We start from the raw sequence: 25,390 nt of genomic DNA on the forward strand, positions 1-25,390 counted from the left end.
GCGGCACTCGCGCAAGGTTTGACATGGCATTGATCCCAAGCACTATCCTGACTGGCTTTCTCGGCGCCGGCAAAACCACGCTGCTCAAGCGCATCCTGCAAGAGGATCACGGGCTAAAAATTGCCGTCATCGAGAACGAGTTCGGCCAGGAAAACATCGACAACGACATCCTGGTCCAGCACAGCGACGAGCAGATCGTCGAGATGAACAATGGCTGCATCTGCTGCACCGTGCGCGGCGACCTGATCGTGGCGCTGGCAAAGCTGGCGCAAAAACGCGACGCCGGCGAGATCGCCTTTGACCGCATCGTCATCGAAACGACGGGCCTGGCCAATCCGGGGCCGGTGGCGCAGACCTTTTTCGTCGACGAGGAAGTCGGTTCTTACTACCTGCTCGACGCGGTTGTCACCGTCGTCGACGCACGCCACGCGATGATGCAGCTCGACGAGCACGAGGAAGCCCAGCGCCAGGTCGGCTTCGCCGACAAGATCCTCATTTCCAAGACCGACCTGGTCGAGCCTGCCCAACTCGACGCCTTGATGGCGCGCTTGAAACGCATCAACCCGCGCGCGCCGATCAGCCGCTCGGACTTCGGCCGCGCCCCGCTGGCCGAGGTGCTCGACCTGCGCGGCTTCAATTTGAACGACAAGCTCGACATCGACCCGGCGTTCCTGACCGAAGCCGAGGCAAGCGGCCACAATCACGACGACGAACACGAACACGTACACACCGAAGCGTGTGATCACGCCGGTCACGATCAAAATAACCACCACCACAGCCACCACAGCGACGATATTGCCGCCTTCGTATTTAAAAGTGAGCGCGCATTCGATCCGGCCCGGCTCGACCAGTTCCTCGCCGGCCTGGTCAACGTGTTCGGCCCGCGCATGCTGCGCTACAAGGGGGTGCTGCTGATGGAAGGTGCCGAGCGCAAGGTGGTGTTTCAGGGCGTGCATCAAATCATGGGAAGCGACCTTGGCGCCAAATGGGGCGAAACCGAGGAACGTCGCAGCAAAATGGTTTTTATTGGCAAAAATTTACCAAAAGATATCTTTATCCGCGGATTGGAGCAATGTTTGGTATAAACTATCCCGGTTTTACGATGCACGCCTGAGTGACGTGCATCGCGTCGGCGGTAGTCAGTAAAAATGGCGGTAGTACAGCAGGCCGTCAAGGTAGTGATCTCGCCCGCAACGTCCCTTGAGGGGTCGCTTGGCGCGGCCGAGTTAGCTGATAAAATGAAACCTCTGTCGTATCGAAGGTAAGCGAAGTCATGATTAAAACAACGAAATCCCCCACCGCCGCGACCACTGAAACCCGTCTCATTTCCGAAGATGAAATCCGGGCGATGAATGAGAAAGACTACATGAACGCGGCCCAGCTGGCGTTTTTCAAGGCGCGTTTGCAGCAGCTTGAAAAAGACCTGTTGAAAAACGCCGGCGAGACCACCGAGCACCTGCGCGAAACCGTGCTGGTGCCCGATCCGGCCGACCGCGCCACCATCGAGGAAGAGCATGCGCTTGAACTGCGCACGCGCGACCGCGAGCGCAAGCTGCTGAAAAAAGTCCAGCAGTCAATCGCGGCGATCGATGGCGGCGACTACGGCTGGTGCGAGGAAACGGGCGAGCCGATCGGCATCCCGCGCCTGATCGCCCGCCCGACCGCCACGCTGTCGCTCGAAGCGCAGCAACGCCGCGAGCTCAAGCAGAAGCTGTACGGCGACTAGGCGGCCCAGGCACCGGCACCCCGAAAAAGCATGCGCCTTTCCCGCATGCTTTTTTGTTTTCCGAACCCTGCCGTGCGCGCGGAAAGCTTGCCCATGGAATACACTACAGCGCCGCGCAGGAGTTTGACGCAGCGCACGCGTGCGCGCCAGTGCCGCGTCGGCGGCGTGCTAACGTCGTGAATCTCGCCGCAATCGCAACCAGGAATTGACTTGGGTATTTTCTCTTTCCTCAAGAAGAAAGACGCACCGCCGGACCCCGCTGCGGCTGCTGCCAACTCCCGGCTGCGCGGCGGTGAGCCGTCGCGCCTCGGCCTCGAGCATGAGGCCGAACGCGGGCGCCAGCGCGAGATCGCGCGCGCCACCGCCGCCAAGATCGACGCCATCGAATCGGCGATGGCGTTCGACATCTTCAACGAGCCCGAACCGGCCTGGGGCAGCCAGCCGCGCCGCCCCCGCACCAACGTCCAGATCGAGGCCAACGCGGCCGGCGCCGACACGTGGCCGGTGCTCGAACTGGCCACCACCGAGCTGCTGGCCGACGACGCCATGCCGGATGCCGCCAGCGCGCCGCAAACGGCGCCCGTGATCGAGGAAATCGCCATCCTGTTCGCCAACGCCCAGCTGCAGCTGGCCGAGCAGATGCTGGTCGACAGCCTGGCTGGCGTTGGCCAGAGTGACCGCAACGTGTGGTGGATGCTGTTCGACCTATATCAGGGCAGCGGCGCGCAGGACGCATTCGACAACGTGGCGATCGACTACGCCAGCCGCTTCGAAACCTCGCCGCCGAGCTGGAACCCGCTGCCGCACGCCGGCTTGGTTAACACCTTCGCCGGCGTCACCCCTACCGAGTCGTTCGGCCCGTTGCTCGACGCCGCCATCGCGCCGCAGCTGCAGCGCCTGCTCGAATTGGCCGCCGGCAGTCCGGCCACCCGGCTCGAATTCGGCCGTGTCACGGACGTCACGCCCGAGGGCTGTGCGCGCTTGCTGGCGGCGCTGAGCTTGCTACGCGGGGGCGGGCGCGAGCTGATCGTCGCCGGTGCCGCCGAGCTGGCCGAGACCGTGCGCGCCACCATCGCCATCGGCCAGCGCGACGCTTCCGAGGCGCCATGGCTGTTACTGCTCGAACTGTTGCAACTGATGAACCGCGAGAAAGACTTCGAAGAGACGGCGATGGACTACTGCGTCACCTACGAGCTGTCGCCGCCGTCGTTCGAGGCGCCGGCCAATGTCGCCAATGTCGCCAACGCCGCCAGCGCGCGCGCGCCGTCGCGCTCGGACCGCTTCATGCTGCCGGCCCTGATCGACGGCCCCGCCGCCAGGCTGTTCGACGCCATCGACGACTACGCCGCCCAATACCAGCCACTGGTGCTCGACTGTTCGCGGCTGGCGCGCATTGATTACAACGCCGCCGCCGCCTGGCTCGTGCGCCTGCGCGCGCTGGCTGCGGCCGGCAAGATCATCGAACTGCGCGACGTCAATCACCTGGTCGCCGCCCTGTTCAGGCTGATGGGCTACGGCGAGGCGGCGCGCCTGTTCCCGCACAAGTATTGAACAGAACTACTGAACCGCCTTCGCCGCCGGCATAGCCTGTCTTGCAATTTCGCGCGGCATCCCCATTGTTTGTAGCGAAGACATTACGAGGCGAACATGGAACAATTTCACGGCACTACAATCTTATGCGTGCGGCGCGGCAAGCAAGTCGCGCTGGGCGGCGACGGCCAGGTAACGCTGGGCAACATCGTCATGAAGGGCACGGCCCGCAAGGTACGTACCTTGTATCAAGGCAAGGTACTGGTCGGTTTCGCCGGCGGCACCGCCGACGCCTTCACCCTGCTCGACCGCTTCGAAGGCAAGCTCGAAAAACACCAAGGCAACCTGCTGCGCGCCTCGGTCGAACTGGCCAAGGACTGGCGCACCGACCGCGTGCTGCGCCGGCTCGAGGCGATGCTGCTGGTGGCGGACGGCGAATCGACGCTGGTGATCACGGGTAACGGCGACGTGCTCGAGCCTGAAGGCGGCGTCGGCGCCATCGGCTCCGGCGGCATCTATGCGCAATCGGCCGCGCTGGCACTACAGGAAAACACCGAGCTCACCCCTGCCGAGATCGTCAAGAAGTCGCTGACCATCGCCGGCCAGCTGTGCATTTATACCAATATGTCCCACATCATCGAAACGCTCAACTAGGCGCGCGGAACCCACCATGAACATGACACCCCTGGAAATCGTTGCGGAATTGGACAAGCACGTGGTCGGCCAGGCCAAGGCCAAGCGGGCAGTCGCCATCGCGCTGCGCAACCGCTGGCGCCGCCAGCAAGTGGCCGAGCCGCTGCGCCACGAGATCACGCCGAAGAATATTTTGATGATCGGCCCCACCGGGGTCGGCAAGACCGAAATCGCGCGCCGCCTGGCCAGGCTGGCCGACGCGCCGTTCATCAAGATCGAAGCGACCAAATTCACCGAGGTCGGCTACGTCGGGCGCGACGTCGACACCATTATCCGCGACCTGATCGACATCGGCATCAAGCAGACGCGCGCCAGCGAAATGAAGCAGGTGCGCGAGAAGGCCGAGGACGCCGCTGAAAACCGCATCATCGACATCCTGGTGCCGCCATCGCGCGACTTCGGTTTCAATGTAGCTGCCGCCGCGAATGAGGCGAAGGAAGGCGACAGTACCCGCCAGACCTTCAGGAAGCGGCTGCGCGAAGGCGCCCTCGACGAGCGCGAGGTCGAAATCGAAGTGTCCGACGCCGGCCCGCAGATGGAAATCATGGCGCCGCCCGGCATGGAAGAGATGACCGAACAGATCAAGAGCATGTTTTCCGGCATCGGCGGCGCCCGCAAGAAGCCGCGCAAGATGAAGATCAAGGATGCGATGAAGATCCTGGTCGACGAGGAAGCCGGCAAACTGATCAACGAAGACGAAATGAAGCAAAAGGCCATCGCCAACGTCGAACAGAACGGCATCGTCTTCCTCGACGAGATCGACAAGATCGCCTCGCGCTCGGAGCACGGCGGCGCCGACGTTTCGCGTGCCGGCGTGCAGCGCGACCTGCTGCCGCTGGTCGAAGGCACCACCGTCAACACCAAGTACGGCATGATCAAGACCGACCATATCCTGTTCATCGCGTCCGGCGCTTTTCACCTGGCCAAGCCGTCCGACCTGATACCGGAGCTGCAGGGCCGCTTCCCGATCCGCGTGGAGCTCGAATCGCTCTCCATCGCCGACTTCGAATGCATCCTCACCGCCACCGACGCCTGCCTCACCGCCCAGTACGAGGCGCTGCTGGCGACCGAAAACGTCAAGATCGCGTTCGCCCCGGAAGGCATTACGCGGCTGGCCGAAATCGCCTTCGCCGTCAACGAGCGCACCGAAAACATCGGCGCGCGCCGACTCTATACGGTCATGGAAAAGCTGCTCGAGGAAGTGTCCTTTACCGCCAGCGAATCGGGTGGCCAGGTGGTGGCGATCGACGCCGCCTACGTCAACGAGCGGCTCGACAAACTGGCCGAAAACGAAGATCTGTCGCGCTACGTGCTGTAGGGCGCGGAGAGGGGCAAAGATGCAGGTGAAAATCGAACCGTCGCAGCGCTTCGGCAAGCCGCGCAACCCGGTGGCGGTGGCGGCCAAGCTGCGCGCCGCCGGGCCGCACACGAAAGGCGCCACCGCCCAGCGCCAATCCGACAAACGGGCGCTGGCCAAGGCCAAGCTGGCGCCAAAAGACTGAGCAAGCGTTATTTGCGCACCCAGCCGGCGCTCGCCGGCGGGCAGGTCACTTTACGCGCGCGGCTGCTGTCGTGCAGGATGCCGGGCACGTAGTTGACCGTGCTGCTGGTAACGCAGTCACTTTTCCCGCCGTAGGTAATGCGTTCGATGACGACACCGTCGCTTGACCGGTATTGGTCGACGACACGGGTGTTGGAGCGGTCGATGAAAGCGGCGTCGGCCGCCTTGTCGAAACGATCCAGGGCCGATTCGCCAGCGCTCAGGGCAGGCTCTTTCTTCGCCTCCGGCGGCGCTGCGGCGCGCATTGCGCGGTCCGCTTCAACCGCTTCGCGCTTGGCCTGTTCGAGGCCAGCCACGCCTTTCGCGGTCGGTTCTTCCTGCGCAAAGCAGGCTTGCGCTGCCATCAAAGCAACGGCACTACAAATGCACCGGGGAAGATGGTTCGTCATCGTGCTTTATCTTAATAGATGGATAAGCTGCCAGCGGGCGCTGCGATCGGGAGAGAGTTTGGGGCCGCCAGCGGGTGTCCAAAAAGGACACCCGCGATCAGGCCATGTAGCGAGTGTCCGCCGATCCGCCGCCAGTTGCCACTGACTTGTGCAAAGCACTGTTAGCCTGTACATTCGGTACCGTATTGCGATACATTTCGATTTTTTTCAAGGACATCCATGAGCTCACCCGAGCTGGTATTGCAGGTGCTGCGCGCCGAGTTGCGCGCCGCCTCGATCACTTACAAGGCATTGGCCGAGCGCATCGGCATGAGCGAGTCGAGCGTCAAGCGTATGTTTGGCCAGAAGGACATGGCGCTGTCGCGGCTGGCGCAGATCTGCAGCGCCAGCGGCATCGCCATGGAAGACGTGCTGCGCCGCGCCGCCGACGTCCAGCCGCACGCCGACACCCTTACCGCGGTGCAGGAAAAAGCGCTGATCGCGAAACCCAAGCTGCTGCTGGTGGCGATCTGCTGCATGGGCCACTGGACGTTGGAACAGGTGATCGAGACGTACGCCATCAGCGAGCCGGAATGCATTGGTTTTCTGGCCGAGCTCGACCGCCTGGGCGTGATCGAACTGAAACCCCTGAACCGCTACAGCCTGCGCGTGTCGAACGCCTTCCACTGGCTTGCCGACGGCCCGGTGCAGCAGTACGTGCGCGAGCACGTGGTGGCCGACTATTTCGGCGGCCGCTTCGACGGTCCCGGCGAAACCCTGATGTGCCTGCCAGCGCGGCTGTCGCTGCCGAGCGCACGCGAACTGCTGCAAAAGATCCAGCAACTGGCCGCCGAACTGGCCCGCCTGCACCAGGGCGACCGCCGCCTGCCGGCCCTCGAGCGCGACGGTTTTACGCTGTTGCTGGGCTTTCGGTCGTGGGAGTTTGCGGCATTCACCGAGATGCGGCGCCAGGCTTGAATCGTCCGCGCACTACATGAGCAATCAACCGGCAATCATCCTTTACCAGATCGGCCCGAGAAACAAATACAAGGTGCGGTTGCCGTCGCGCGTGGCGCCGGCACCGAGGTAGAGCGGGCCGAAGCGGGTGTCGACCGACAAGAAGCCGCTGCCGGCCTGCTTGAACGTGTTGCGCTGGCGCGCCAGCGGCTCGTCCTGGTCGAAGCCGCCGCCGGCTTCGAGCGAGAAGCCGGCGCGCACGGTGCCTCCTAAAGTCACCGGCAAGGCGCCGATGCGGCGCGCCAGTACGAGGCGGGAAAAGACAATGGAGCGGCCCTGCAGCGAGGCTGCCGCGGTGCCGGACAGGCGCAGGAATCCGCCCAGGCTGAGCGGCGCCGCGCCGCTGCGGGCGCGTGCCCATTCGCCGTACAGGTGGCCGGCCCAGTTCTCGGTGTGCACGGCAGCCATGCCGATCACCGACGAGCGCGCCAGCGACCTGCCGTTGTCGCCGCCGCTCGGCGAGCGCTCGAGCACGGCGTCGAGCAGCACGCCGCGGCTTGGAAAACCGAGCGAATCGAGGGTGTCGATCCGGTAGCGCAGGAACTCGGTGCTGTCGTAGGCATGGTCGGTGACGGTATCAAGCTGTTCCGGCACCACCAAGCGGCTGCTGGCGTTGCGGCGCGTGAGGCCGGCCTGCAGGTCGCCCCAGTTGCCCAGTTCGCGGCCCAGTACAAAGCTGGCGCTACGCACGTTGTAGCCAAGCCGTTGCAGCCGGCGCCCGTCTGCGAAAATGTCACCCGACGACGAGCCGTACTGCAGCGACGGCGCCACATACCATGGCGATCCGGGGCCGAGCGGCTGCCAGAACTGGGCGCCGAAGTCGCGCTTGCCGCCGATGCCGGCAACCAGGCGCAGTTCGGCGCCCCAGCGGTTGATCGCGGTGCCGACGTACATCAGTTTTAACGCGAAGCTGTTGGCTTCGTCGAAGTCGCTGGCCAGCTCGAGGCCAACGCGCAGCCGGCTGCGGGCCCAGGGCGCCTCGGTGGCGCGGATCAGTACTGTGCGCTTGCCGTCGGCGTCGTTGATGTCGGTCTCGACGCGCGCCAGGTCGCCGCGGCCGTACAGCGTGTCGGCGCCGCGCCGCACCTGCGCCATGGTGGCGTCCTTGCCCTCCGTCAGGCCCGACTGGATCGCCAGCGCCGCCGGATTGATGCGGCCGTTGCTGCGCACCTCGACGCGCGCCAGCGGTAGGGCAAGGTCGGCCAGCGCGGGCGGCGCCAGCCGGCGATTTTCGAACACCGCATATTCGGCTCTTGCCAGCGACAGCGGCATCAGCTGTGCCGCCAGCGCGCGCGCGGCGCGCGCGCCGGCGTCGATCGCCTCCTGCACGTGGCCGAAATCGAGAAAGCTGATGGTGCCCAGGTCGGGCGCGATCATGATGTCCTGCGGCTGCAGTTCCTTGAGCGAGCGCTGGACGTTCTGCTCGGTCAGGATGTTGAGCATCTGCTGGGCCACCCCTAACGCGCTGCCAAGCTCCTTCTCGGGCGCCAGCCGGGTGCCGACATTGACGGCGATGACGATGTCGGCGCCCATCGCGTGGGCGGTGCTGACCGGCAGGTTGCGCACCAGGCCGCCATCGACGACGAGCCGGCGCTCGACCCGAACCGGCGCGAACACGCCCGGCACCGCCAGCGAGGCGCGCATCGCCAGAAACAGCGGGGTATCGACCAGCTCCACCGGTTCGCCCGTCAGCAGGTCGGACGCGACGGAACGAAACGGCAGCGCCAGCGCACTGACCGGCAGATCGCGGGTACCGGCCGGCAGCAGCCGTCCAAGCGCCTGCTCGAGCGCGGCGTTGCCGGCGGCCGAAGGCGGCAGGGCAAGACCGTCGCGGTGGACGCCGAACTCGATGCGCGACGGCAGCAGCACGTCTTCCTCGCGGCGGCGGAACGCCAGCTCGTCGCGGGCCGGGCGGTCGGCCACCACCTGCTCCCAGTCGGTGCCACGCGCCATCCGCTCGAGGTCGGCCACCGAGGCGCCGGCCGCATACGCGCCGCCGACCACGCTGCCCATGCTGGTGCCGACCACCAGGTCGACCGGTACGCGCAGTTCGCGCAGTACGCGCAGCACGCCGATGTGAGCAAAGCCGCGCGCGCCGCCGCCTGACAGCACCAGCGCAATGCGCGGCCTGGCGGCAAGCGGTGCAGGGTCAGGGTCAGGGGGAGCGGAAGCGGCGGCCTGTGCGGCCGCTGCGCCCGCCGCAAGCGCCAACTGCAGCGCGGCGGCGTAGAGCAGAGCAAGGGCGGCGGGTGCGGGCATCGATTGCGCGGCGCCGGTTTACTGGAGCTGGGCCGGGCCGCCGTTGGGAGCCTGGCCGCGCAGCGGCGCCGGCATCGGCGGTGGCGGCGGCACCCCGACCGGCAGCGGTTGTTGCTGTTGCTGTTGCTGTTGCTGTTGCTGTTGCTGTTGCTGTTGCTGTTGCTGTTGCTGTTGCTGTTGCTGAGCCTGGAACTGCTGCTGGCCTGGCTGCGACGAATCGGCTGCGGCGGCGCCGGCCCGATTGTCGACCGCCAGTTCAATGCGCTTGAGGACGCCGCTGTCGGACAGCATCACGTAACGCGGATGGACTTCCTGCACCGTGACGCCGGACACCACTTCCTTGCCCAGCTTAAGGGCTTTCGGCACGGCGCCGTCGGCGACAATGATGGCGACGCTTTCACGCCCGGCCACGACCACGCCGGTCAACTGGTAGCTGGTGACCACCGCGGCCGAGGCCTGGCCGCCGAACAGCGTGGCGGCGGCATCGAGTGCCGGTGGCGGGGAGGCAGCAGCGGCCACCGCGGCCTGGTCGCGCAGCGGCGGACGCATCCACTGCATCACCCAATAAGTGATCGAGGCGGTCAGCGCGACCAGGGCAAAAAAACTCAACAAGAGGGGCAAACGCTTCATCGACTTCCTTCAGTTACCGCACCAGCTGGTTGATTTCAATAATCGGCATCAGCACTGCCAGCACAATCAGCAGGACCACCACGCCCATCGCCAGGATCAGGGCCGGCTCGAGCAGACCGGCAATCGTCAGCGCGCGCCGTTCGAGGTCGGCCTGCTGCGCGCTGGCGGCGCGGTCTAACATGGCCGGCAGCTCGCCGGTGATTTCGCCGGCGCGGATCATGTGCACCAGCATCGGCGGGAAGTGCTTTTGCGCCGACAGCGCGCGCGCCAGGCTGACGCCTTCGCGCACGCTGGCGCTGGCTTCTTCGACCAGCTCCTTCATCGCCACGTTCGACAGCGTGTCGCGGCTGGTCTCGAGCGCGCGCAGGATCGGCACGCCCGAACCGGTGGTGATCGCCAGCGTGCTGGCGAAGCGCGCGGTGTTCATGCTGCGCTCGAACTTGCCGTACACCGGAGCGGTCAGCAGCCAGGAGTGAAAACGCCGCTTGAGTACGGGGTTTTTCAGCGCGCGGCGCCAGGCAAAGAAAGCGCCAATGGCGATCAAAGCGACGTAAATGCCATAGGCGCGGGTAAAGTTCGACACCGCCAGCATCATGGTGGTGAGCAGCGGCAGCTTCTGCTTGGTGTTGGCGAACACCGAAACGATCTGCGGCACCACGTAGGTGAGCAGGAAGATGACGATGGCGAACGCCACCACGGTGACGATGCCGGGGTAGATAAACGCCAGCCGCACCTTCTGCACCAGCGCGTTGCTGCGTTCGATGTAGTCGGCCAGGCGCGAGAGCACTCGCGCGAGCTGGCCGATCTGTTCGCCCGAGGCGACCAGCGCCCGATAAATTTCGGCAAAATCGCGCGGATGGCGCGACAGTGCGCCGGAGAACGAGGCGCCGCCCATCACTTCGGAACGGATCGAGGCGACCAGGTCGCGCACGTAGGGACGCTCGGCCTGTTCGAGCAAGGCGGTAAATGCCTGCTCGAGCGGCAGCCCGGCTTCGAGCAGGCTGGCCAGCTGGCGGGTGAACAGCGCCAGCTCGACCTGCGACAAGCGCTCGCCGAAGCCGCGGCTCTTGGCAACCCCAGCAGCGTCGAGCTGGGCAGTGATGGCATCGACCGCCAGCGGCGTCAATCCCTGGCTGCGCAGGTCGGCGCGCGCTGAACGCGGGTTGTCGGCGTTGACGACGCCCTTGCGGGTGGCGCCGCCGGCGTCGACGGCTTCATAGCGGAATGCGGGCATCTGGGGCTCAGTCCTTGGTCACGCGCAGCAGTTCGGCCTGGGTGGTGGTCCCATCGAGCAGGAAGCGCTCGCCGTCTTCGCGCATGGTCTTCATGCCGGACGCCTGGCCCGACACGCGGATGTCGGCTTCGGAGGCGCGGTTGTGAATCTGGGCGCGGATCTGGTCGTTCGTCTCGAGCAGCTCGTAGACGCCGACCCGGCCCTGGTAGCCGGTGTGGCCGCATTTTTCGCAGCCGACCGCTTTCCAGTACGGACCGTCCGGCTGCTTGCAGCTCTCGCACAGTTTGCGTACCAGCCGCTGCGCCATCACGCCCAGCAGGGACGACGACAGCAGGAACGGTTCGATCCCCATGTCGAGCAGGCGGGTGACGGCGGCGGCGGCGTCGTTGGTGTGCAGCGTGGCCAGCACCAGGTGGCCGGTCAGCGACGCCTGCACCGCGATCTGCGCCGTTTCCAGATCGCGAATCTCGCCGATCATGATGACGTCCGGGTCCTGCCGCAGGATCGCCCGCAGCGCCTTGGCAAAACTCATGTCGATGCGGGCGTTGACCTGGGTCTGGCCGACGCCGACCAGGTCGTACTCGATCGGGTCTTCGACCGTCAGGATGTTGGTGGTCGACGCGTTCAGGCGCGACAGCGCGGCGTACAGGGTGGTGGTCTTGCCCGAACCGGTCGGCCCGGTCACCAGCACAATGCCGTGCGGCTGGTTGATCATGCGGTCGAACTGCGGCAGCAGCTTGGGGCTCATGCCCAGGTGCGACAGGTCGAGGCGGCCGGCTTCCTTGTCGAGCAAACGCAGCACCGCACGCTCGCCGTGGCCGGTCGGCAAGGTCGACACGCGCACGTCGACCGGCTTTCCGCCGACGCGCAGGGTGATGCGGCCGTCCTGCGGCAGGCGTTTTTCGGCGATGTCGAGCTGCGACATGATCTTGATGCGCGAAATGAGCGAGGCATGGATTGCCTTGCGCGGGCGCACCACGTCGCGTAGCGCGCCGTCGATGCGAAAGCGCACCACCGACGTCTGTTCGAACGGCTCGATGTGGATGTCGGACGCCCCTTCGCGCAGGGATTGGGTCAGCAGCGCGTTGATCATGCGGATTACCGGCGCGTCGTCGGACGATTCGAGCAGGTCTTCGATGGCCGGTACATCCTGCAGCAGCTTGGTCAAGTCGAGGTCGGCGTCGAATTCGTCGACCACCTGCGAGGCGTCGCCGCCGGCGCCGGCGTAGGCGGTAGCGATCGCCGCCTCGAGGTCGGCGCGCTCCATGCGGCGCAGCGCGATGCGGCCGAAACGGCGCGACACCTCGGCAATCGCCGCAACCGGCGTCGCGCCCGACATCCACACCTCGACCGGCCCGTCGGCGCCGTCCTGGGTGCGCGCCAGCACGCCGAAGTCGCGCGCGAAGGCATAAGGCAACAGGTTACTCATGATGGTTTCAACCTCATTATTTCTGCACCGGCCGGTACAAAGGCGCCTGCTCTGGCGCCGGCGTGATGATCGGGGTCGTGGTCGTGAGCGGGACCGCAGTGCCCGGGCGCGTGCGTGCCTGTGCCGGCGTCACGGCCGGTTTTGGCGGCACCCCCGCCATCGCACCGCCGACCGGCGGCTGGCCGTTGGTCAGCGCCGGCAGCACCGGGGTGCCCAGTTCGTTGAGCAGCACGCCGGAGCGCTGCGGCTGGGCATCGACGCCGGACGAGCGCATGTAGTTGTAGCGGTCCATCGCGATGGCGTTGCTGTCTTCCTTGCTGCGCACGATCACCGGGCGCAGGAACACCATCAGGTTGGACTTGTTACGGGTGCGCGAGCGGTATTTGAACAGGTTGCCGATGAACGGGATGTCGCCCAGGCCCGGCACTTTTTCCTCGCCGCCGCCAGCGTCGTCCGTGATCAGGCCACCCAGCACGATAATCTGGCCGTCGTCCGAAATCACATTGTTTTCGATGATGCGGATGTTGGTGGTGACGCCGGCCGGGTCGGTCCTGCTGCCGGCGACGACACTGGAGCTCTCGGTGTAGATCGCCAGCTTGATGGTGCCGCCTTCGGAAATCTGCGGGCGCACCTTCAAGGTAATGCCGACGTCGCGCCGATCGATGGTCTGGAACGGGTTGGCGTTGGCGCCGCCGGCAGCAGTGGTGAACTGGCCGCTGATGATCGGCACGTTCTGGCCGACCTTGATGGTCGATAGTTCGTTGTCGAGCGTGAGCATGTTCGGGGTCGACAGCACATTGGTGTTCTGGTCGTTTTGGAGCGCGTGGGCGATCGCGCCCAGCCCCAGCGCGCCGTTGATCTGGCGGAATATGCCGACCGAGATGCCGGGACCAGGCAAAGCGCCGCCGGCGGCCAGCGCAGCGAGTGCGTTGCCGCTGGTGGCGTTGAAGTTCTGCACGGCGCCGACCCGGTAGGCGCTGGTCTTGTCGCCGGAGGCGGTGAGCCACTGGACGCCGAATTCGGATGCCTTGTTGGCGCCCACTTCGACGATCAACGCCTCGATGTAGACCTGGGCGCGGCGCACATCGAGCTGGTCGATGACGGCGCGCAGGTTGCGGTAAACCGCCTCGCTGGCGGTGATGATCAAGGTATTGGTCGCGACGTCGGCCTGAATGAAGCCGGCGCCGGCCGCGCCGCTGCCCCCGCCCGTGGTCTGGCCGGGGCTTTGCGCATTCAGGCTGCTGCCGCCGCCGCCGCCGAGGCTGCCGCCGGACTGCTGCTGCTGCTGACCGCCGGCGCCGCCACCGGTGCCCTGGGTGCCGGACGGCACCGAGCCGCCTTGGGTGCCTTGCTGGGTGGCCGGCGCCGAGGTGTCGGACGACACCACCGCGCGCAAGGTCTGCGCCAGCTTGGTGGCGTCGGCGTTTTTGAGGTAGACCACGTGGACGTTGCCCGCTTCCGCGGTCGGCTGGTCGAGCTTGGCGATCAGCGACCTGGCCAGATTGGCGCGCGCCGCCGACGGCGCGCGCACCACCACCGAGTTGGTGCGCGGGTCGGCCAGCACCGAGACGCGGCCGGAGTCGCCGCCGGCGGCCGGCTCCATCAGGCGGCTGACCATGATGGCGACGTCGCTGGCGACGGCATAGCGCACCGGCACCACGTCGAGGTCGCCGCCAACCGGGGCGTCGAGCGCGGCGATGATCTTGGACAGCCGGCGCAGGTTGTCGGCGTAGTCGGTGATTACCAGGCTGTTGTTGCCCGGGTTCGCCATGATCGAGTTATTCGGCGAAATCAGCGGGCGCAGCACGGCGGTCAGGTTGGCCGCCGATTCGTAGCTCAGGCGGAAGATCTGGGTGGCGATCTGGTCACCCCTGGCGCGCGCACCGCCGACCCCGACCTGGGTTGGCGAGGCTTGCAGCTTCGCTTCCGCTTCCGGCACCACCTTGGCGAAGCCGTCGCCGGTGACCACGGCGTAACCCTGCAGCCGCAGCGCCGACGTCAGCAACGCGAAGGCCTGCGACTTCGACAGCGTCTTTTCGGACACCAGCGTCAACGTGCCCTTGACGCGCGGGTCGATGATGAACGTCATGCCGGTGTAATGCCCAACCGCCTTGATCACCGACTCCATGTCGGCGTTGACGAAGTTGAGGGCGGCGCCGGAACCGGTCGGCTCCTGCGCCAGCGCTGGCGCGGTGATTGTCAACGCGGATGCCGCGCAGCACAACATGACGCCGGCGACGAGCCGGCGCAGCGCCGGAACCTGGAAAGTGCTGCTTGTGGATTTTTTCATTATTTGAACTCTAACGCGATAATATTCTTGCCGCCCACCATTCGGCGCTGGCCCAATAAATTCAGCAGATTGCCCAGCGATTCTTCATATCCATTTGCGGCCGACGCCTGGCCGGAAAACTGCATCCGGCCCCGGTCGAGGGTGCCGCTGCCAGACAGCAACAGTGCGCCGCGCAAGGTGCTCAGGTTCAGCTTTGCCTGCTGGCCTTGCCAGTCCATCGCCAGCTGGTAGCTGCCGAGCGGCTTGAGCGGCGACATGCGCGAACCCATGTCGCTCATCGTCAGCACCGTGCGGCCGTTGACCGCCACCATATTTTCCTGGCGCACCAGTTCGAGCGCCGTCCACGACAGCCGCATCACGCCGCTTGGCGCCAGCGTGTTGAGCGGCGCCCCAAGCCCGGCCAGCCTCTCGGCCGGCAGCATCAGCTCGGCTGGGCTGACCTGCCACTGCGACCAGTTGCCGTCGACCCGGATCGGCTGCGACAGCGCCAGCGGGTTTTCCAGTTCAAGCGCGACTTGGCCGACCAGCACCAGCGGCGACAGGCGCCAGGCGAAACGGCCAGGCAGCAGTGGCGTCACCGCCCCGTTGCCTCCCGGCGCCCCGCCCAGAAAGGCCGAACCGCGCCACAGCGTACCTTGCGCATCCCCGAGAGTCAAACGCCCGCCCGTTTGACGTTCTACAATTGGCCCCAGCCAGCTTGCTGGAAAAAACAATAGCACCGTCAGCGCCACCGTCAGCACGACCGCCGCACACCATAGCACGGCGCGCTTCACCGAGCCCCCGCGCCGCTGTCCTGGCGCAAAGTCAAGCTGGCATCGACCTGGCCGGCCACGGCCAGCGCGGTGACGGTCGATTCCTGTACCCCGATACGGTTTTCGCGCCGCTGGGCATCTAGCCAGGTGACCAGGTTGGCGAACGACACGCCCGTTAGCTGCAAGCGCGCATACTCGCCCGTGATGGTCACCGACGCCGGCGTAATGCTCAACGTGGCCAGGCCGGCGGTAAGCGACTCGCGCGTCATCGGTGTGACCTGCACCACCGGCTGGCGCGCCAGTTCGCCGGCCTCGAGCGCCATGCTGCGCAGCTGGGCGTTCTGGGTGCGCAGCTGCGGCAACTCTTGCTCGAGCCGCGCCTTGGCCGCCAGTGCCGGCGCGATGAACAGTCCATACACCAGCGCCAGCGCGGCCAGCGCGCCGCCGATCGCGAGGTACTTGCGTTCCTGCTCGGTGCGCGCCAGCCACGCCACTGCCAGCTTTTCCTTCCATTGCGCGAAATTGCTTGCGGCGCTCATGGCTTCGCTCCCGTGTTGCGAACCTGCCAGGTGGCCGGCGCCGCTTCGGTCAAGCCCAGGCCGCGTCCGGCCAGTGCCGACCTGAGGGTGCCGACGACGCCGGGATCGGCCGACTCCGGTTTGACCTTGACGCTGAGTGCGCGTTCCCGATAATCGAGCGACGCCACCGCCACCGGGCGCGGCAGCGCGCGCGCCGCTTCGCCGAAGGCGGCGGCAAGGTAGCTGAATTCGTCCGTCCCGACCTGACCGCCGGCCGCCTTGGCGCGGGCAATGTTGGCGCGCATTTGCAGCACCGGGTCCTGGATTACCGTGTCTTTCGGAAAAGCGGCCTTGTAGATTTGCAAGTTGGCCTGGCGTAAGGCGTCAGCCTCGCGCTTGAGCTGCAGCCATTGGTAATTGAGGCCCGCCAGGTTGACCACCAGCGCCAGCAAGGCCAACCGAATCGGCCAGCGCCAGCGCTGCCAGTCGGTGGCGCTGGCGCCGGCCGCACCGAGCCCGGGTACCAGGTCGAGCGTGGTGGTCTTCGAGCCGGCGATCCAGTGCTGCCACGCGTCCGCTTCGAGCGTGAGGCCAGGGCCGGCATCGCCCGCCAGCGCCTGGTATTGGGCAAGCTCTTCGCCAGGAACGTACAAGGTCAGCGGGGCGTCGCCGGCCAGCTCGCGCGCGGTCTGCAGCGCCATTTCCGGCGTGCTGGCGATTGCCAGGCCGAGGCCGAAATAGAGGCCGTCGCGCACGACGATTTCGGACTGGCTGACGCAGGCGCTGACATTGCCAGGCAGCAGCGGCAGGCACAACTGGGCCGGCAGCGCCGCTACCTGCCGCGCGCCAAGCGCCAGCACCGCCCGCACCAGTGGTTCGAGCCACGCACGCTGCACCACGGCAACGCTGCGCAAGCCCTCGTCGGACTGGGCCGGCGCTACCGTCAGCACGCAATCGGCAGGGTCGCCCAGCACCTGTTCTTCGACCAGGCTCGGCAGCGCAGCTTTGAGTCGCGCCGCCGACAGCGGCGGAGCCTTGACCTGGAGCATGGTCACGTCGGTGGCGGCCAGCAACAGCACCACGCGCCGGCTGGCCGCCACCAGGTCGCCCAAGCCGCGCAGCAGGCCTTCGCCTTGCCGGTCGACGGCGCCGCTGTCGGCCACCAACGCGAAGCGCGACAAGCCGCTTTCACCGTCGACACGGGCCGGAAGCCGGATATATAAAGTAGTCAAACGGTCTCGCTTTCGTCTCTAGTTTTGCCGTACCCACACCAAGGTCGTGACCTTGCGCGGATCGGTGCCGCGGTTGATCAACGCTTCGGCGTCGAGCGCGGCGCGGTCCAGCCGCACCCGGCTGCGCACCAGGAAATAGTTACTTACCACACCTACCGCATCCTTGACCGGCAATTTGCCGTTCAGTTCGGTGCCGAATTGCCCCACATCGCGCCAAGGCGCGCTCTTGCGCCGCGCCACCAGTGCATTCGCCTCGGCCAGCGAAAAATTTTCGATCACCGCCGCCAGCACTTCCGGCGGCGCCGTATTCACGTTCACCGGCGTCGTTTCCGGCAGCAGGATGACAAAGTCGCGCAACTTGTCGACCGCCTCCACCGTGTAACCCGGGATCGCCAGCAAGTCGTCGAGCTGGATCAGGCGGACCCGCACGTCGCTCGGCTTGACGGCAACGTCCGGCGGCGAATCGCCCGTTGTCGGCAGTAGCGGCGCGCTGGCAGCGATCGCGATGGCGGTCTTGTCGGCCAGCGCCGGATCGAGCCTGAGGTTGGTCAGCAGCCGCTGAAAAACGGCGACCTGCGCCGGATCCCGGCGCCGCTGCTTTGCCAAATTAAACAGATTGTACCGCGAGGTGGCGTCGATTATGCTGCCCGACAAGGTGGCATCGAACACCTCGCCCTCGACCCGTTCGCGTTCGATGTACTGGTCGAGCCGGGTTTCGGCCAGCGGCGTCGCCCACACCTGGTCGAGCGAGGTGAAGGCATTGTCGCGGCCGTCCTGGCGCAACACCAGGCCGGCCCAGTCGAGCGCGCCGCGCAGGATCCACTTGGTCTGCAGGTGCAATCTCTGATTTTCCATCGACCGCACTTGCACCTGCTGGGCCCAGAACAGGCTGGCGACGATGGTGATCGCCAGGGTGGTCAACAGCAAGGCGGTGATGACCGCAACGCCGCGCTGGCGCGACAGCAGTTTCGCCTTCAATTTCATATGCCCCCCAGCAAAAAGGCCTTGACCATCGGCGTTTCAGACTGGCGCACCTGCAGCGCCACCTGCAGGCCGGTCGGCACAACGTCGACGACCGGCGGCGGCGTCCCCGGCGGCGGCTGTTGGTTACCCTGCGTCTGCGTCTGCTGGCGCCACTGGTTGTTTTCCCACGTTTGAATCAGCATGCCGGTGACGCCAGCCTGCAGCGCCACCGGGGGCGTCGGGTCGGCGTCGCTGGTGGCGGCTTTCCACAGCAGGTCGAGCTGAAGCAAGTCGCGCGTGCCGATCGACTCGCGCCGCGTCAGTATGCCGTCGCGCACGCGGTAGGCTACTACCTGCAGGCGCATCGGTTCGTTTTCAATGAAGCTGGTGCGCACCAAGGTCATGCGGTTGTCGTCGGCCAGCAGAAAGGGCCGCCGGTCGAGCAGGTCGCGGTCGACCGCCATGTGTTCGCAGTCGCTTTGCATCTGGGCAAACGCGAGCTGCATGCCGCGCGTCGTTTCCATCTGGTCGGTCAGCGCCAGGCGCGCCCGCACGATGCCGTCCAGCCCGCGCCAGCCGAGCACCGCAACCATCGCCAGGATGCTGATCGCCACCAGCAGCTCGATGAGCGTGAAGCCGAGCGTAAAGCCGCGCAGGCGCGAGCCGCGTTTCATGGCGGACTTCATTGCGGACTCATCACGAGTTGGACCAATTTGAGGACGCGCCGGTTTTCGCTGTCGATGACGCTGACCTCGACCCGGCGCAGCAGCGGATTCGGACTGGCCAGCACTTCTTCCTCGCAACTGAGCTTGAGCTCGCCCTGCGGGCAGTCGAAGCCGCGCTTGCCGACGGCGGGAAACTCGCGGCCCAGGCGGATCTGCACCAGCCGGTTTTCGGCCGACCAGGTCGCCATCATCGACGTGCGCAGGCCGGCGCTGTTGGCGGCGAGGCTGCCGACCGCGCGCAGCGACGCGCCCAGCGCGGTGCCGACGATGACCAACGCCACCAGCACTTCAAGCAAGGTGAAGCCGGCCGATCTAACGGGCATGCGCGATGACAGCTTTATCTTCAGCGTCTTCATTCGACGACGAAGTGACCGATGCCGTCGGCGCGAATCGCCACGCGGGCGTCGCCGCTGGCCAGGGTCAGCAAAAACGGCTTGTCAACCGGTTCGCGGCCGAACGTGATCCGCAGCGGCGTGCCGGGGCCGGTGCCGGCCGGGTCGATCAGCAGCGACACCGGGGCATTTTTAAAAGCGCGTTCGCGCAGCAGGTCGTCGCCAGTGACCGGGTCCCAGCGCGTTTCGTTGCGCACCAGGAAGCGGTAGCGCTCGCCGTCGGCTTCGAACGCTACCAGCCGGTTGCGCACGATCGCTTCGTCGCGCGCGAGCTGGAGCAGCAGCGCGAGGCGTTGGGCCTCGTTCTGCAAATGCTGCTGCGGACTTGGAATCGCATTTAGCGAGACCAGCCCCAGCGTGATGCCGATGATAACCATCACCACCATCAACTCCACCAAGGTGAAGCCGCGGGTTACGCGGCGCTTGTCGATCGCTGGCACGGAAACTCCGTCACGTTGATGCTTGCGTACTGAAATTAAATATCCCAGGAACCGATGTCGCTGTCTTCGCCGACACCGCCCGGCTGGCCGTCGGCGCCGAGCGAAAACAGGTCGACTTCACCGTGAATGCCGGGCGCCATGTACTGATAGGCATTGCCCCACGGGTCTTTCGGCAGTTTTTCGACGTAACCGCCGGCTTTCCAGCCGCTGGCGGCCGGGCCGCCGGTCGGCTTGGCGGTCAGCGCCGTCAAGCCTTGTTCAGTGGTCGGGTAGCGCTGGTTGTCCAGCTTGTAGAGCTTGAGCGCCTGCATCAGGGTCGAGATGTCGACCTTGGCGGCGGCCACGCGCGATTCGCCCGTGCGGCCCATCAGCTTGGGCACCACCAGCGCACCGAGGATGCCGATAATGACGACGACGACCATGATTTCGACCAGCGTGAAGCCGCGCGCAAAGTGCCGGCGGAGGGAAAATCGTGAACGAGTACGGGAGTGAATTTGCATTGTCATGTAATGTCGGTAGCTCGAAAAGGATTGCAGAGTATAGAGCGAAAGGGCGGCGGCGGCCAACTTCGCGGGCGCAATGGCGGCGCCGCATCCTGAGTCATTGTAAGCCAGCACGCCGAACCGTGCTTACGGCCAGGCACAGTAATCAGGCTGACATCAGTCCGAAATCAAGCACCCTTGCAGCTCTGGCAAACAGGGTGGCAGGCGATGCCGATGCTGGTGCGCGCCATCGCCCGCCCCTGGTTCTTACTGGCTTGCAATATTGCTTGACACCGGCGCCAGCGCCTGCAGCGCCGGCACAGTGGCGACGAACGGTTCGATGCCGAGCGCCTGGTGAATCTCGCGCGGATACACCAGGTAGCCGCGGGTGATCACCGCCGCCACCTTGCGGATGTCGCCGATACGCTCGGTCGGCTCGCCGTCGACCAGCACCAGGTCGGCCAACTTGCCGGTGCTGATCGCGCCGCGCTCATCGCTGGTGCGGGTGTAGCGGGCGCCGTTGCGGGTCGCCACCTGGATCGCCTGGGCCGGCGTCAGGCCGGCCTTCACCAGCAGTTCGAGTTCGGCCTGCATGGTAAAGCCGGCGAGCTCGTCGGTGCCAGCCACCAGCGGCACGCCGGCGCGGTACAGGCGCCCCACGAACTCGACCATCTTGGCGTACGATTTTTCGTAGCGCTGCAACGTTGCGGCGTCGGCGATCTTCATTTCGCCGACGTGGAAGGCGCGCTGCACGTCAGGCGGCATGTGGCTGGCGATGGCGACGAACGGCTCGTTGATGTCACCGTCCTTTTGCTTGAGGAAGGCGAAGGTGGCGAGGGTGGCGTCGACCACGGTCTGGCGCTGCTTGAGGCGGGCGATGAATTTGCGCACCACCGGCGCCTCGAAGTCGAGCGCTGCCACTTTCTCGGCCGGCAGCACGAACCGCTCCAGCGTGCGCGTTTCGGTGGCGGGCGAGCCGACGAAGTTGAGCATCACCTGGTTGATGTGCTGGATCTCGTCAAAACCGGCGTCGAGCGCGTCGCGCGCCTGCATCCCTGCCGGAATATGGCCCGACACCCGCATGCCGCGGCCGTGCGCGTAGGCAACGCTCGCGCGCAGGATCGCTTTCGGGAACGAATTGTAGATTTTCAGCTGCGGATAGCCGTGTTCGGCGTACCAGTCGATGGCGCGCTTCGACTCGTCCAGGTTCTTGACCACGAAGCCCATGTTGGCCGAATAGGGACTTTCGCCTTCGAGAAAGCCGGTCGGCACCACTTGCGGACCGAGCAGCGTGCCGTTGGCGGTCTCGTCGAGGATCTGCTGCAGTTCGGCATTGTCGTTGCCCATGTCGCGCACGCTGGTGACGCCGGCGGCTAGGTTCAGGCCGCCTTCCCAGCGGCTGACGTGGCCATGCATGTCAAACAGGCCGGGCAGCATGACGCGGCCGGCGGCGTCGATCTGGTTGACGGCGCCGCGCATGGGCGAGCCGGCTGGCAGCACCGCGCTGATGCGCCCGCGCAGCACTTACACATCGGACAGCGGGCCGAGCAGCGCCGTGGCGCTGTCGAACACGCGTGCATTGCGCACCACGGTCAGGCCATCGAGCTTGTGCTGCATGCGGCCAGCCAGTTCGGCAAGAATCTTTTTTCGGCCAGTTTCTGGCGCGCCGCCAGCAGCTTGACGCTGCCGCTCCAGCCCTGCTCGGTCATCGCCATGAAGCCGGGGTACACCACCGCGAACAGCTGCGGCCGGGCGCCGGTGGTAGCCCAGAACAGCTTCGGCGACAGGCCCAGGCCGGTCTGCGCGATCAGCTGCACGGTCCGGGTCTGGCCCTCGCTGGCAACGTCGAGCACGTCGAGGGTGCGCTGGGTCAACGCGCCCGACGGCAGCAACGCCAGGCTGGCGCCCGGCCTTGCCGCCAGCGCGGCGATCGCGATCGAGGCGGTTTCGAACGAGCCGTTGAGCGGCACGTACATGCCGGCGCCGCTCACGCTTTTACCGCCTGTTTCGGAGGTCGAATGCCAGCTTGCCCGGTCGCCGACGCGCTCGAAATGCTCGTCCACCACCGCGCCATAGGTCGAATTGCCGCGCACCGCATACTGCGCCAGGGTGCCGTCCGGCGCCAGCCGGAACTGCTCGGTCAGGTCGGGGCCGCGGCCGTTGTTCTTGAAGCTGAAGCGGACGGTGACGAGGCCGTCGTCGGCGCGCTCGACGACCTGTTCGCCGATCCGCTTGCCATTTTCAGCATGGACATCGTAGCGCACCGTTTCGGCGCCATGGGCACCAGCGGCGAGGCCGGCGGCAAGGGTGAGTGCGAGCAGCGTCTTCATGGAGCCGTTCCTTTTGTTGTCATTGTTATGGGTGCTACGGGTGCTACGGGTGCTACGGGTGCTACGGTCAACCCGGATGCGCGCAGACGGGGCAGGCAGCGTTGCGGGCGACGCCGATGCTGGTCCACTCCATGGCGCGGCCGTCGAGCAGCAGCAGGCGGCCGGCCAGCGATGGCGTGATGCCAATGAGCAGCTTGAGCGCTTCGGCCGCCTGCATCGCGCCGATCACGCCCACCAGCGGGGCGAACACGCCCATGCTGGCGCAGGCGGCGTCCTCGAAGCCGGCTTCCTCGGGGAACAGGCAGGCGTAGCACGGAGAGAACGCGTCGCGCGCATCGAACACGCTGATCTGGCCGTCGAAGCGGATCGCCGCGCCCGACACCAACGGCACCTGCGCCGCCACGCAGGCGCGGTTGACCGCATGGCGGGTGGCGAAATTGTCGCTGCAGTCGAGCACCACCGATGCCGAGGCTACCAGTTGCACGAGCCGGGCGCCGGCAACGCGCTCGCGCAGCGCCGTGACGGCGACGTCGGGATTGATCTGCGCCAATGCTTCGCGGCCCGACTCGACCTTGGGCTGGCCGACCCGGCCGGTCGTGTGCATGACCTGGCGCTGCAGGTTGGTCAGGTCGACGTCATCGTCGTCGACCAGCGTGATGCGGCCCACTCCGCTGGCGGCCAGGTACATCGCGGCGGGCGAACCGAGGCCGCCGGCGCCGATCACCAGCGTGTGCGCGTCCAACAGGCGCTGCTGGCCTTCGATGCCGATCTCGCCCAGCAGGATATGGCGCGAATAGCGCAGCAGTTGCTCATCGGTCATCGCCGTCATCGCCACGCCGTCATTTCGTGAGGGCCTTGGCTTTCAGTTCGGGCGGCACCTGCGGCGCTGTACGTTTGCGGCCGTCCTGCGCTTCAGGCGCCTCGAGCGCGACGTCGGCCTTCGACAGTTTTACCGGCAAGCCTTTAAAATGGTTGATCGCCTGGGCCAGCTGGAAGTCGTCGCTGCCGCCGTATTCGACCGGCTTGCGGTTCTTCAGCGATGCGGCGACGCGCCGCTCTTCCTCGAGCTCGTCGCGCTTGGCACTGGCCTGTAGCGCCCCCATCGTGACCGGCTTGTCGGCCTTGTCGGCCTCGTTGCCGAGGTGCTTGACGAGGTCGGCCTCGCGCACCCGCACACCGTTCAGGCTGTCGCCATCGGCGCTGTCGTCGACCAGCAGGTCAGGCATGATGCCGCGCGCCTGGATCGAGCGGCCCTGCGGCGTGTAATAGCGCGCGGTGGTCAGCTTGACGGCGGTGTCGGGCGTGAGCTGGCGCAAGGTCTGCACCGAGCCCTTGCCGAAAGTCTGGCTGCCCATGATGATGGCGCGCTTGTAATCTTGCAGCGCGCCGGCGACGATTTCGGATGCCGATGCCGAGCCGGTGTTGACCAGCACCACCATCGGCACCGTCTTGACGGCGGCCGGCAGCTTGGCCAGCGGATCGGCGCCGCTGCGGCCGGCATAGAATTCGCGCCGGCCATAGAACGTTTCGTTCGAGCCGGGCAACTGGCCAATGGTCGAAACGATGATTTTTTCTTTCGGCAGGAAGGCCGCCGAGACGCCGATCGCACCGGGCAGCAAGCCGCCCGGATCGTTGCGCAGGTCGAGCACCAGGCCCTTGATGTGCGGCTCTTGCGCATACAGCGCGGTGACTTTCCGCGCCAGCTCGTCGAGCGTGAGCTCCTGGAACTGGCTGATGCGCAGCCAGGCGTAGCCGGGCTCGACGATCTTGCCCTTGACGCTGTGCACCCGGATTTCCTCGCGCACCAGCGCGACGGCGAGCGGCTTGTCCTCGCCCTTGCGGGCAATCGTCAGCGCTACCTTGCTGCCGGGCGCGCCGCGCATCTTCTTGATGGCGTCGTCCAGGGTCAGCCCCTTGATCGGGGCGCCATCGATGCGGGTGATCAGGTCGCCCGGCTTGATGCCGGCGCGGTAGGCCGGCGAATCCTCGATGGGCGAAACGATCTTGACGTAGCCGTCTTCCATCGACACTTCAATGCCGAGGCCGACGAAGCGCCCCTGCATGCTTTCGCGCATTTCGCGGTACGCCCGTTTGTCGAGGTAGACCGAATGCGGATCGAGCGAGGACACCATGCCGGTGATCGCCTCCGACAATAGTTTTTTGTCGTCGACCGGCTCGACGTAATCGGACTTGATCAGCCCGTAGACGTCGGCCAGTTGGCGCAGTTCGTCCAGCGGCAGCGGCGCACCGGCCGCTTTTTGCGCTACCGCGGGAAACTGCAGCGACAGCGCGATTCCGGCCACCAGGCCGACTCCGACCAGGCCAAAATTACGGATGCGCGCACCCGACTTGCCAAAATTAAGCTGCTTCATATGGAGGCCTTAAAATTTGATCCAGCTGGCCGGGTCGAACGCCCGGCCCAGATGCCTGAGCTCAAAGTATAGACCCGATTCTTCGTTACCGCCTGTGCTGCCCGCACTGGCGATGGTGTCGCCCGCCTTGACAGCGTCGCCGGCGTGCTTGAGCAAGGCATGGTTATTGCCATAGATCGACAGATACTGGCTGCCGTGATCGACAATGACCAGGTTGCCGAAGCCGCGCATCCAGTTGGCGAACACCACCCGCCCGCCCGCCACCGCGCGCACGTCGGCGCCCTCGGCGGCCTGGATGAACATGCCTTTCCACTTGGCCTGGCCGCGCTTGGCGCCGAAGCGCGCCGCGATCTTGCCGCTGACCGGCGCGCGCATCTGGCCGCGCAGGCTGGCGAAGGCGCCATCCGGCACCGCCGGCGCCAGCGCGATGTCGGCCGCGCGCGCGGC

Annotated in this window: 26 protein-coding genes; 7 read left to right on the top strand and 19 right to left on the bottom strand. The window is 66.1% G+C overall.

The window, feature by feature from the left end; genetic code table 11:
• The first annotated feature begins 23 nt into the window (after positions 1-23).
• The 6 genes from CR103_RS17350 to CR103_RS22835 all read left to right on the top strand — a co-directional run bounded on the left by CR103_RS17350 (position 24) and on the right by CR103_RS22835 (position 5,451).
• A complete protein-coding gene (locus tag CR103_RS17350) occupies positions 24-1,085 on the top strand; it encodes a CobW family GTP-binding protein (RefSeq protein ID WP_099917198.1) in 1,062 nt (353 codons plus the stop codon).
• 188 nt (positions 1,086-1,273) lie between these two features.
• A complete protein-coding gene (gene dksA / locus CR103_RS17355) occupies positions 1,274-1,726 on the top strand; it encodes an RNA polymerase-binding protein DksA (protein ID WP_099917199.1) in 453 nt (150 codons plus the stop codon).
• Between the two features lie 210 nt (positions 1,727-1,936).
• A complete protein-coding gene (locus CR103_RS17360) occupies positions 1,937-3,277 on the top strand; it encodes an STAS domain-containing protein (protein WP_099917200.1) in 1,341 nt (446 codons plus the stop codon).
• Between the two features lie 96 nt (positions 3,278-3,373).
• Entirely contained in the window at positions 3,374-3,910 is a 537-nt protein-coding gene (gene hslV / locus CR103_RS17365) for an ATP-dependent protease subunit HslV (RefSeq protein ID WP_099917201.1), read from the top strand.
• A gap of 16 nt (positions 3,911-3,926) precedes the next feature.
• Entirely contained in the window at positions 3,927-5,267 is a 1,341-nt protein-coding gene (hslU, locus tag CR103_RS17370; protein WP_180279442.1) for an ATP-dependent protease ATPase subunit HslU, read from the top strand.
• A 19-nt stretch (positions 5,268-5,286) separates the two neighbouring features.
• On the top strand, positions 5,287-5,451 hold the full coding sequence (locus CR103_RS22835) for a hypothetical protein (protein ID WP_180279443.1): 165 nt from the start codon (positions 5,287-5,289) through the stop codon (positions 5,449-5,451).
• Between the two features lie 7 nt (positions 5,452-5,458).
• Here CR103_RS22835 and CR103_RS17375 read toward each other — a convergent pair whose 3' ends face one another.
• A complete protein-coding gene (locus CR103_RS17375) occupies positions 5,459-5,854 on the bottom strand; it encodes a hypothetical protein (RefSeq protein WP_099917202.1) in 396 nt (131 codons plus the stop codon).
• A gap of 264 nt (positions 5,855-6,118) precedes the next feature.
• On the opposite strand from CR103_RS17375, the gene CR103_RS17380 reads away from it, so the two are divergent.
• Positions 6,119-6,856, top strand: a complete 738-nt coding sequence (locus tag CR103_RS17380) for a helix-turn-helix domain-containing protein (protein WP_099917203.1) — start codon at positions 6,119-6,121, stop codon at positions 6,854-6,856.
• 42 nt (positions 6,857-6,898) lie between these two features.
• On the opposite strand, the gene CR103_RS17385 is transcribed toward CR103_RS17380, so the two are convergent.
• From CR103_RS17385 to CR103_RS17465, 18 genes are all read right to left on the bottom strand, one after another.
• A complete protein-coding gene (locus CR103_RS17385) occupies positions 6,899-9,154 on the bottom strand; it encodes a patatin-like phospholipase family protein (protein ID WP_099917204.1) in 2,256 nt (751 codons plus the stop codon).
• Positions 9,155-9,172: 18 nt separating this feature from the next.
• Positions 9,173-9,784 carry a hypothetical protein gene (locus CR103_RS22840; RefSeq protein WP_180279444.1) on the bottom strand — a complete coding sequence of 204 codons (612 nt, stop codon included), beginning with the start codon at positions 9,782-9,784 and terminating at the stop codon, positions 9,173-9,175.
• 13 nt (positions 9,785-9,797) lie between these two features.
• Complete coding sequence (gspF, locus tag CR103_RS17395; protein WP_099917206.1) at positions 9,798-11,018, bottom strand: type II secretion system inner membrane protein GspF; 1,221 nt, start codon at positions 11,016-11,018, stop codon at positions 9,798-9,800.
• Positions 11,019-11,025: 7 nt separating this feature from the next.
• Positions 11,026-12,447 carry a type II secretion system ATPase GspE gene (gene gspE / locus CR103_RS17400; RefSeq protein WP_099917207.1) on the bottom strand — a complete coding sequence of 474 codons (1,422 nt, stop codon included), beginning with the start codon at positions 12,445-12,447 and terminating at the stop codon, positions 11,026-11,028.
• 16 nt (positions 12,448-12,463) lie between these two features.
• Positions 12,464-14,737, bottom strand: a complete 2,274-nt coding sequence (gspD, locus tag CR103_RS17405) for a type II secretion system secretin GspD (protein WP_099917208.1) — start codon at positions 14,735-14,737, stop codon at positions 12,464-12,466.
• Positions 14,737-15,510: a type II secretion system protein N gene (gene gspN, locus CR103_RS17410; RefSeq protein ID WP_099917209.1), complete on the bottom strand. Its 774-nt coding sequence runs from the start codon at positions 15,508-15,510 to the stop codon at positions 14,737-14,739. The genes gspD and gspN overlap by 1 nt, the downstream gene beginning before the upstream one ends.
• Positions 15,507-16,028, bottom strand: coding sequence for a type II secretion system protein M (locus CR103_RS17415; protein ID WP_099917210.1), 522 nt, complete (start codon positions 16,026-16,028; stop codon positions 15,507-15,509). Before CR103_RS17415 ends, gspN begins: the two co-directional genes overlap by 4 nt.
• A complete protein-coding gene (gspL, locus tag CR103_RS17420) occupies positions 16,025-17,239 on the bottom strand; it encodes a type II secretion system protein GspL (protein WP_099917211.1) in 1,215 nt (404 codons plus the stop codon). The genes CR103_RS17415 and gspL overlap by 4 nt, the downstream gene beginning before the upstream one ends.
• 18 nt (positions 17,240-17,257) lie before the next feature.
• On the bottom strand, positions 17,258-18,223 hold the full coding sequence (gene gspK, locus CR103_RS17425) for a type II secretion system minor pseudopilin GspK (protein WP_099917212.1): 966 nt from the start codon (positions 18,221-18,223) through the stop codon (positions 17,258-17,260).
• A complete protein-coding gene (locus CR103_RS17430) occupies positions 18,220-18,888 on the bottom strand; it encodes a PulJ/GspJ family protein (RefSeq protein WP_099917213.1) in 669 nt (222 codons plus the stop codon). The genes gspK and CR103_RS17430 overlap by 4 nt, the downstream gene beginning before the upstream one ends.
• A complete protein-coding gene (gene gspI, locus CR103_RS17435) occupies positions 18,885-19,250 on the bottom strand; it encodes a type II secretion system minor pseudopilin GspI (RefSeq protein WP_099917218.1) in 366 nt (121 codons plus the stop codon). The genes CR103_RS17430 and gspI overlap by 4 nt, the downstream gene beginning before the upstream one ends.
• A 29-nt stretch (positions 19,251-19,279) precedes the next feature.
• Positions 19,280-19,759 (bottom strand): type II secretion system minor pseudopilin GspH, encoded by a 480-nt coding sequence (gene gspH / locus CR103_RS17440; protein ID WP_267874011.1) that lies wholly within the window; start codon positions 19,757-19,759, stop codon positions 19,280-19,282.
• A gap of 35 nt (positions 19,760-19,794) precedes the next feature.
• Positions 19,795-20,265: a type II secretion system major pseudopilin GspG gene (gene gspG, locus CR103_RS17445; protein WP_370659459.1), complete on the bottom strand. Its 471-nt coding sequence runs from the start codon at positions 20,263-20,265 to the stop codon at positions 19,795-19,797.
• A 243-nt stretch (positions 20,266-20,508) separates the two neighbouring features.
• Entirely contained in the window at positions 20,509-21,765 is a 1,257-nt protein-coding gene (locus tag CR103_RS23560) for an amidohydrolase family protein (protein WP_229443535.1), read from the bottom strand.
• 68 nt (positions 21,766-21,833) lie between these two features.
• Positions 21,834-22,571: a hypothetical protein gene (locus CR103_RS23565; RefSeq protein ID WP_229443542.1), complete on the bottom strand. Its 738-nt coding sequence runs from the start codon at positions 22,569-22,571 to the stop codon at positions 21,834-21,836.
• A 67-nt stretch (positions 22,572-22,638) separates the two neighbouring features.
• Entirely contained in the window at positions 22,639-23,391 is a 753-nt protein-coding gene (locus CR103_RS17455; protein WP_099917220.1) for a HesA/MoeB/ThiF family protein, read from the bottom strand.
• A gap of 19 nt (positions 23,392-23,410) precedes the next feature.
• Positions 23,411-24,943 carry a S41 family peptidase gene (locus tag CR103_RS17460; protein WP_099917215.1) on the bottom strand — a complete coding sequence of 511 codons (1,533 nt, stop codon included), beginning with the start codon at positions 24,941-24,943 and terminating at the stop codon, positions 23,411-23,413.
• A 9-nt stretch (positions 24,944-24,952) separates the two neighbouring features.
• Positions 24,953-25,390: murein hydrolase activator EnvC family protein (locus CR103_RS17465; protein WP_180279445.1), on the bottom strand; the 438-nt coding region annotated here is incomplete at its 5' end.

The sequence above is a fragment of the Massilia psychrophila genome (assembly GCF_002760665.1).
Taxonomy (GTDB): Bacteria; Pseudomonadota; Gammaproteobacteria; order Burkholderiales; family Burkholderiaceae_D; genus JAFCUW01.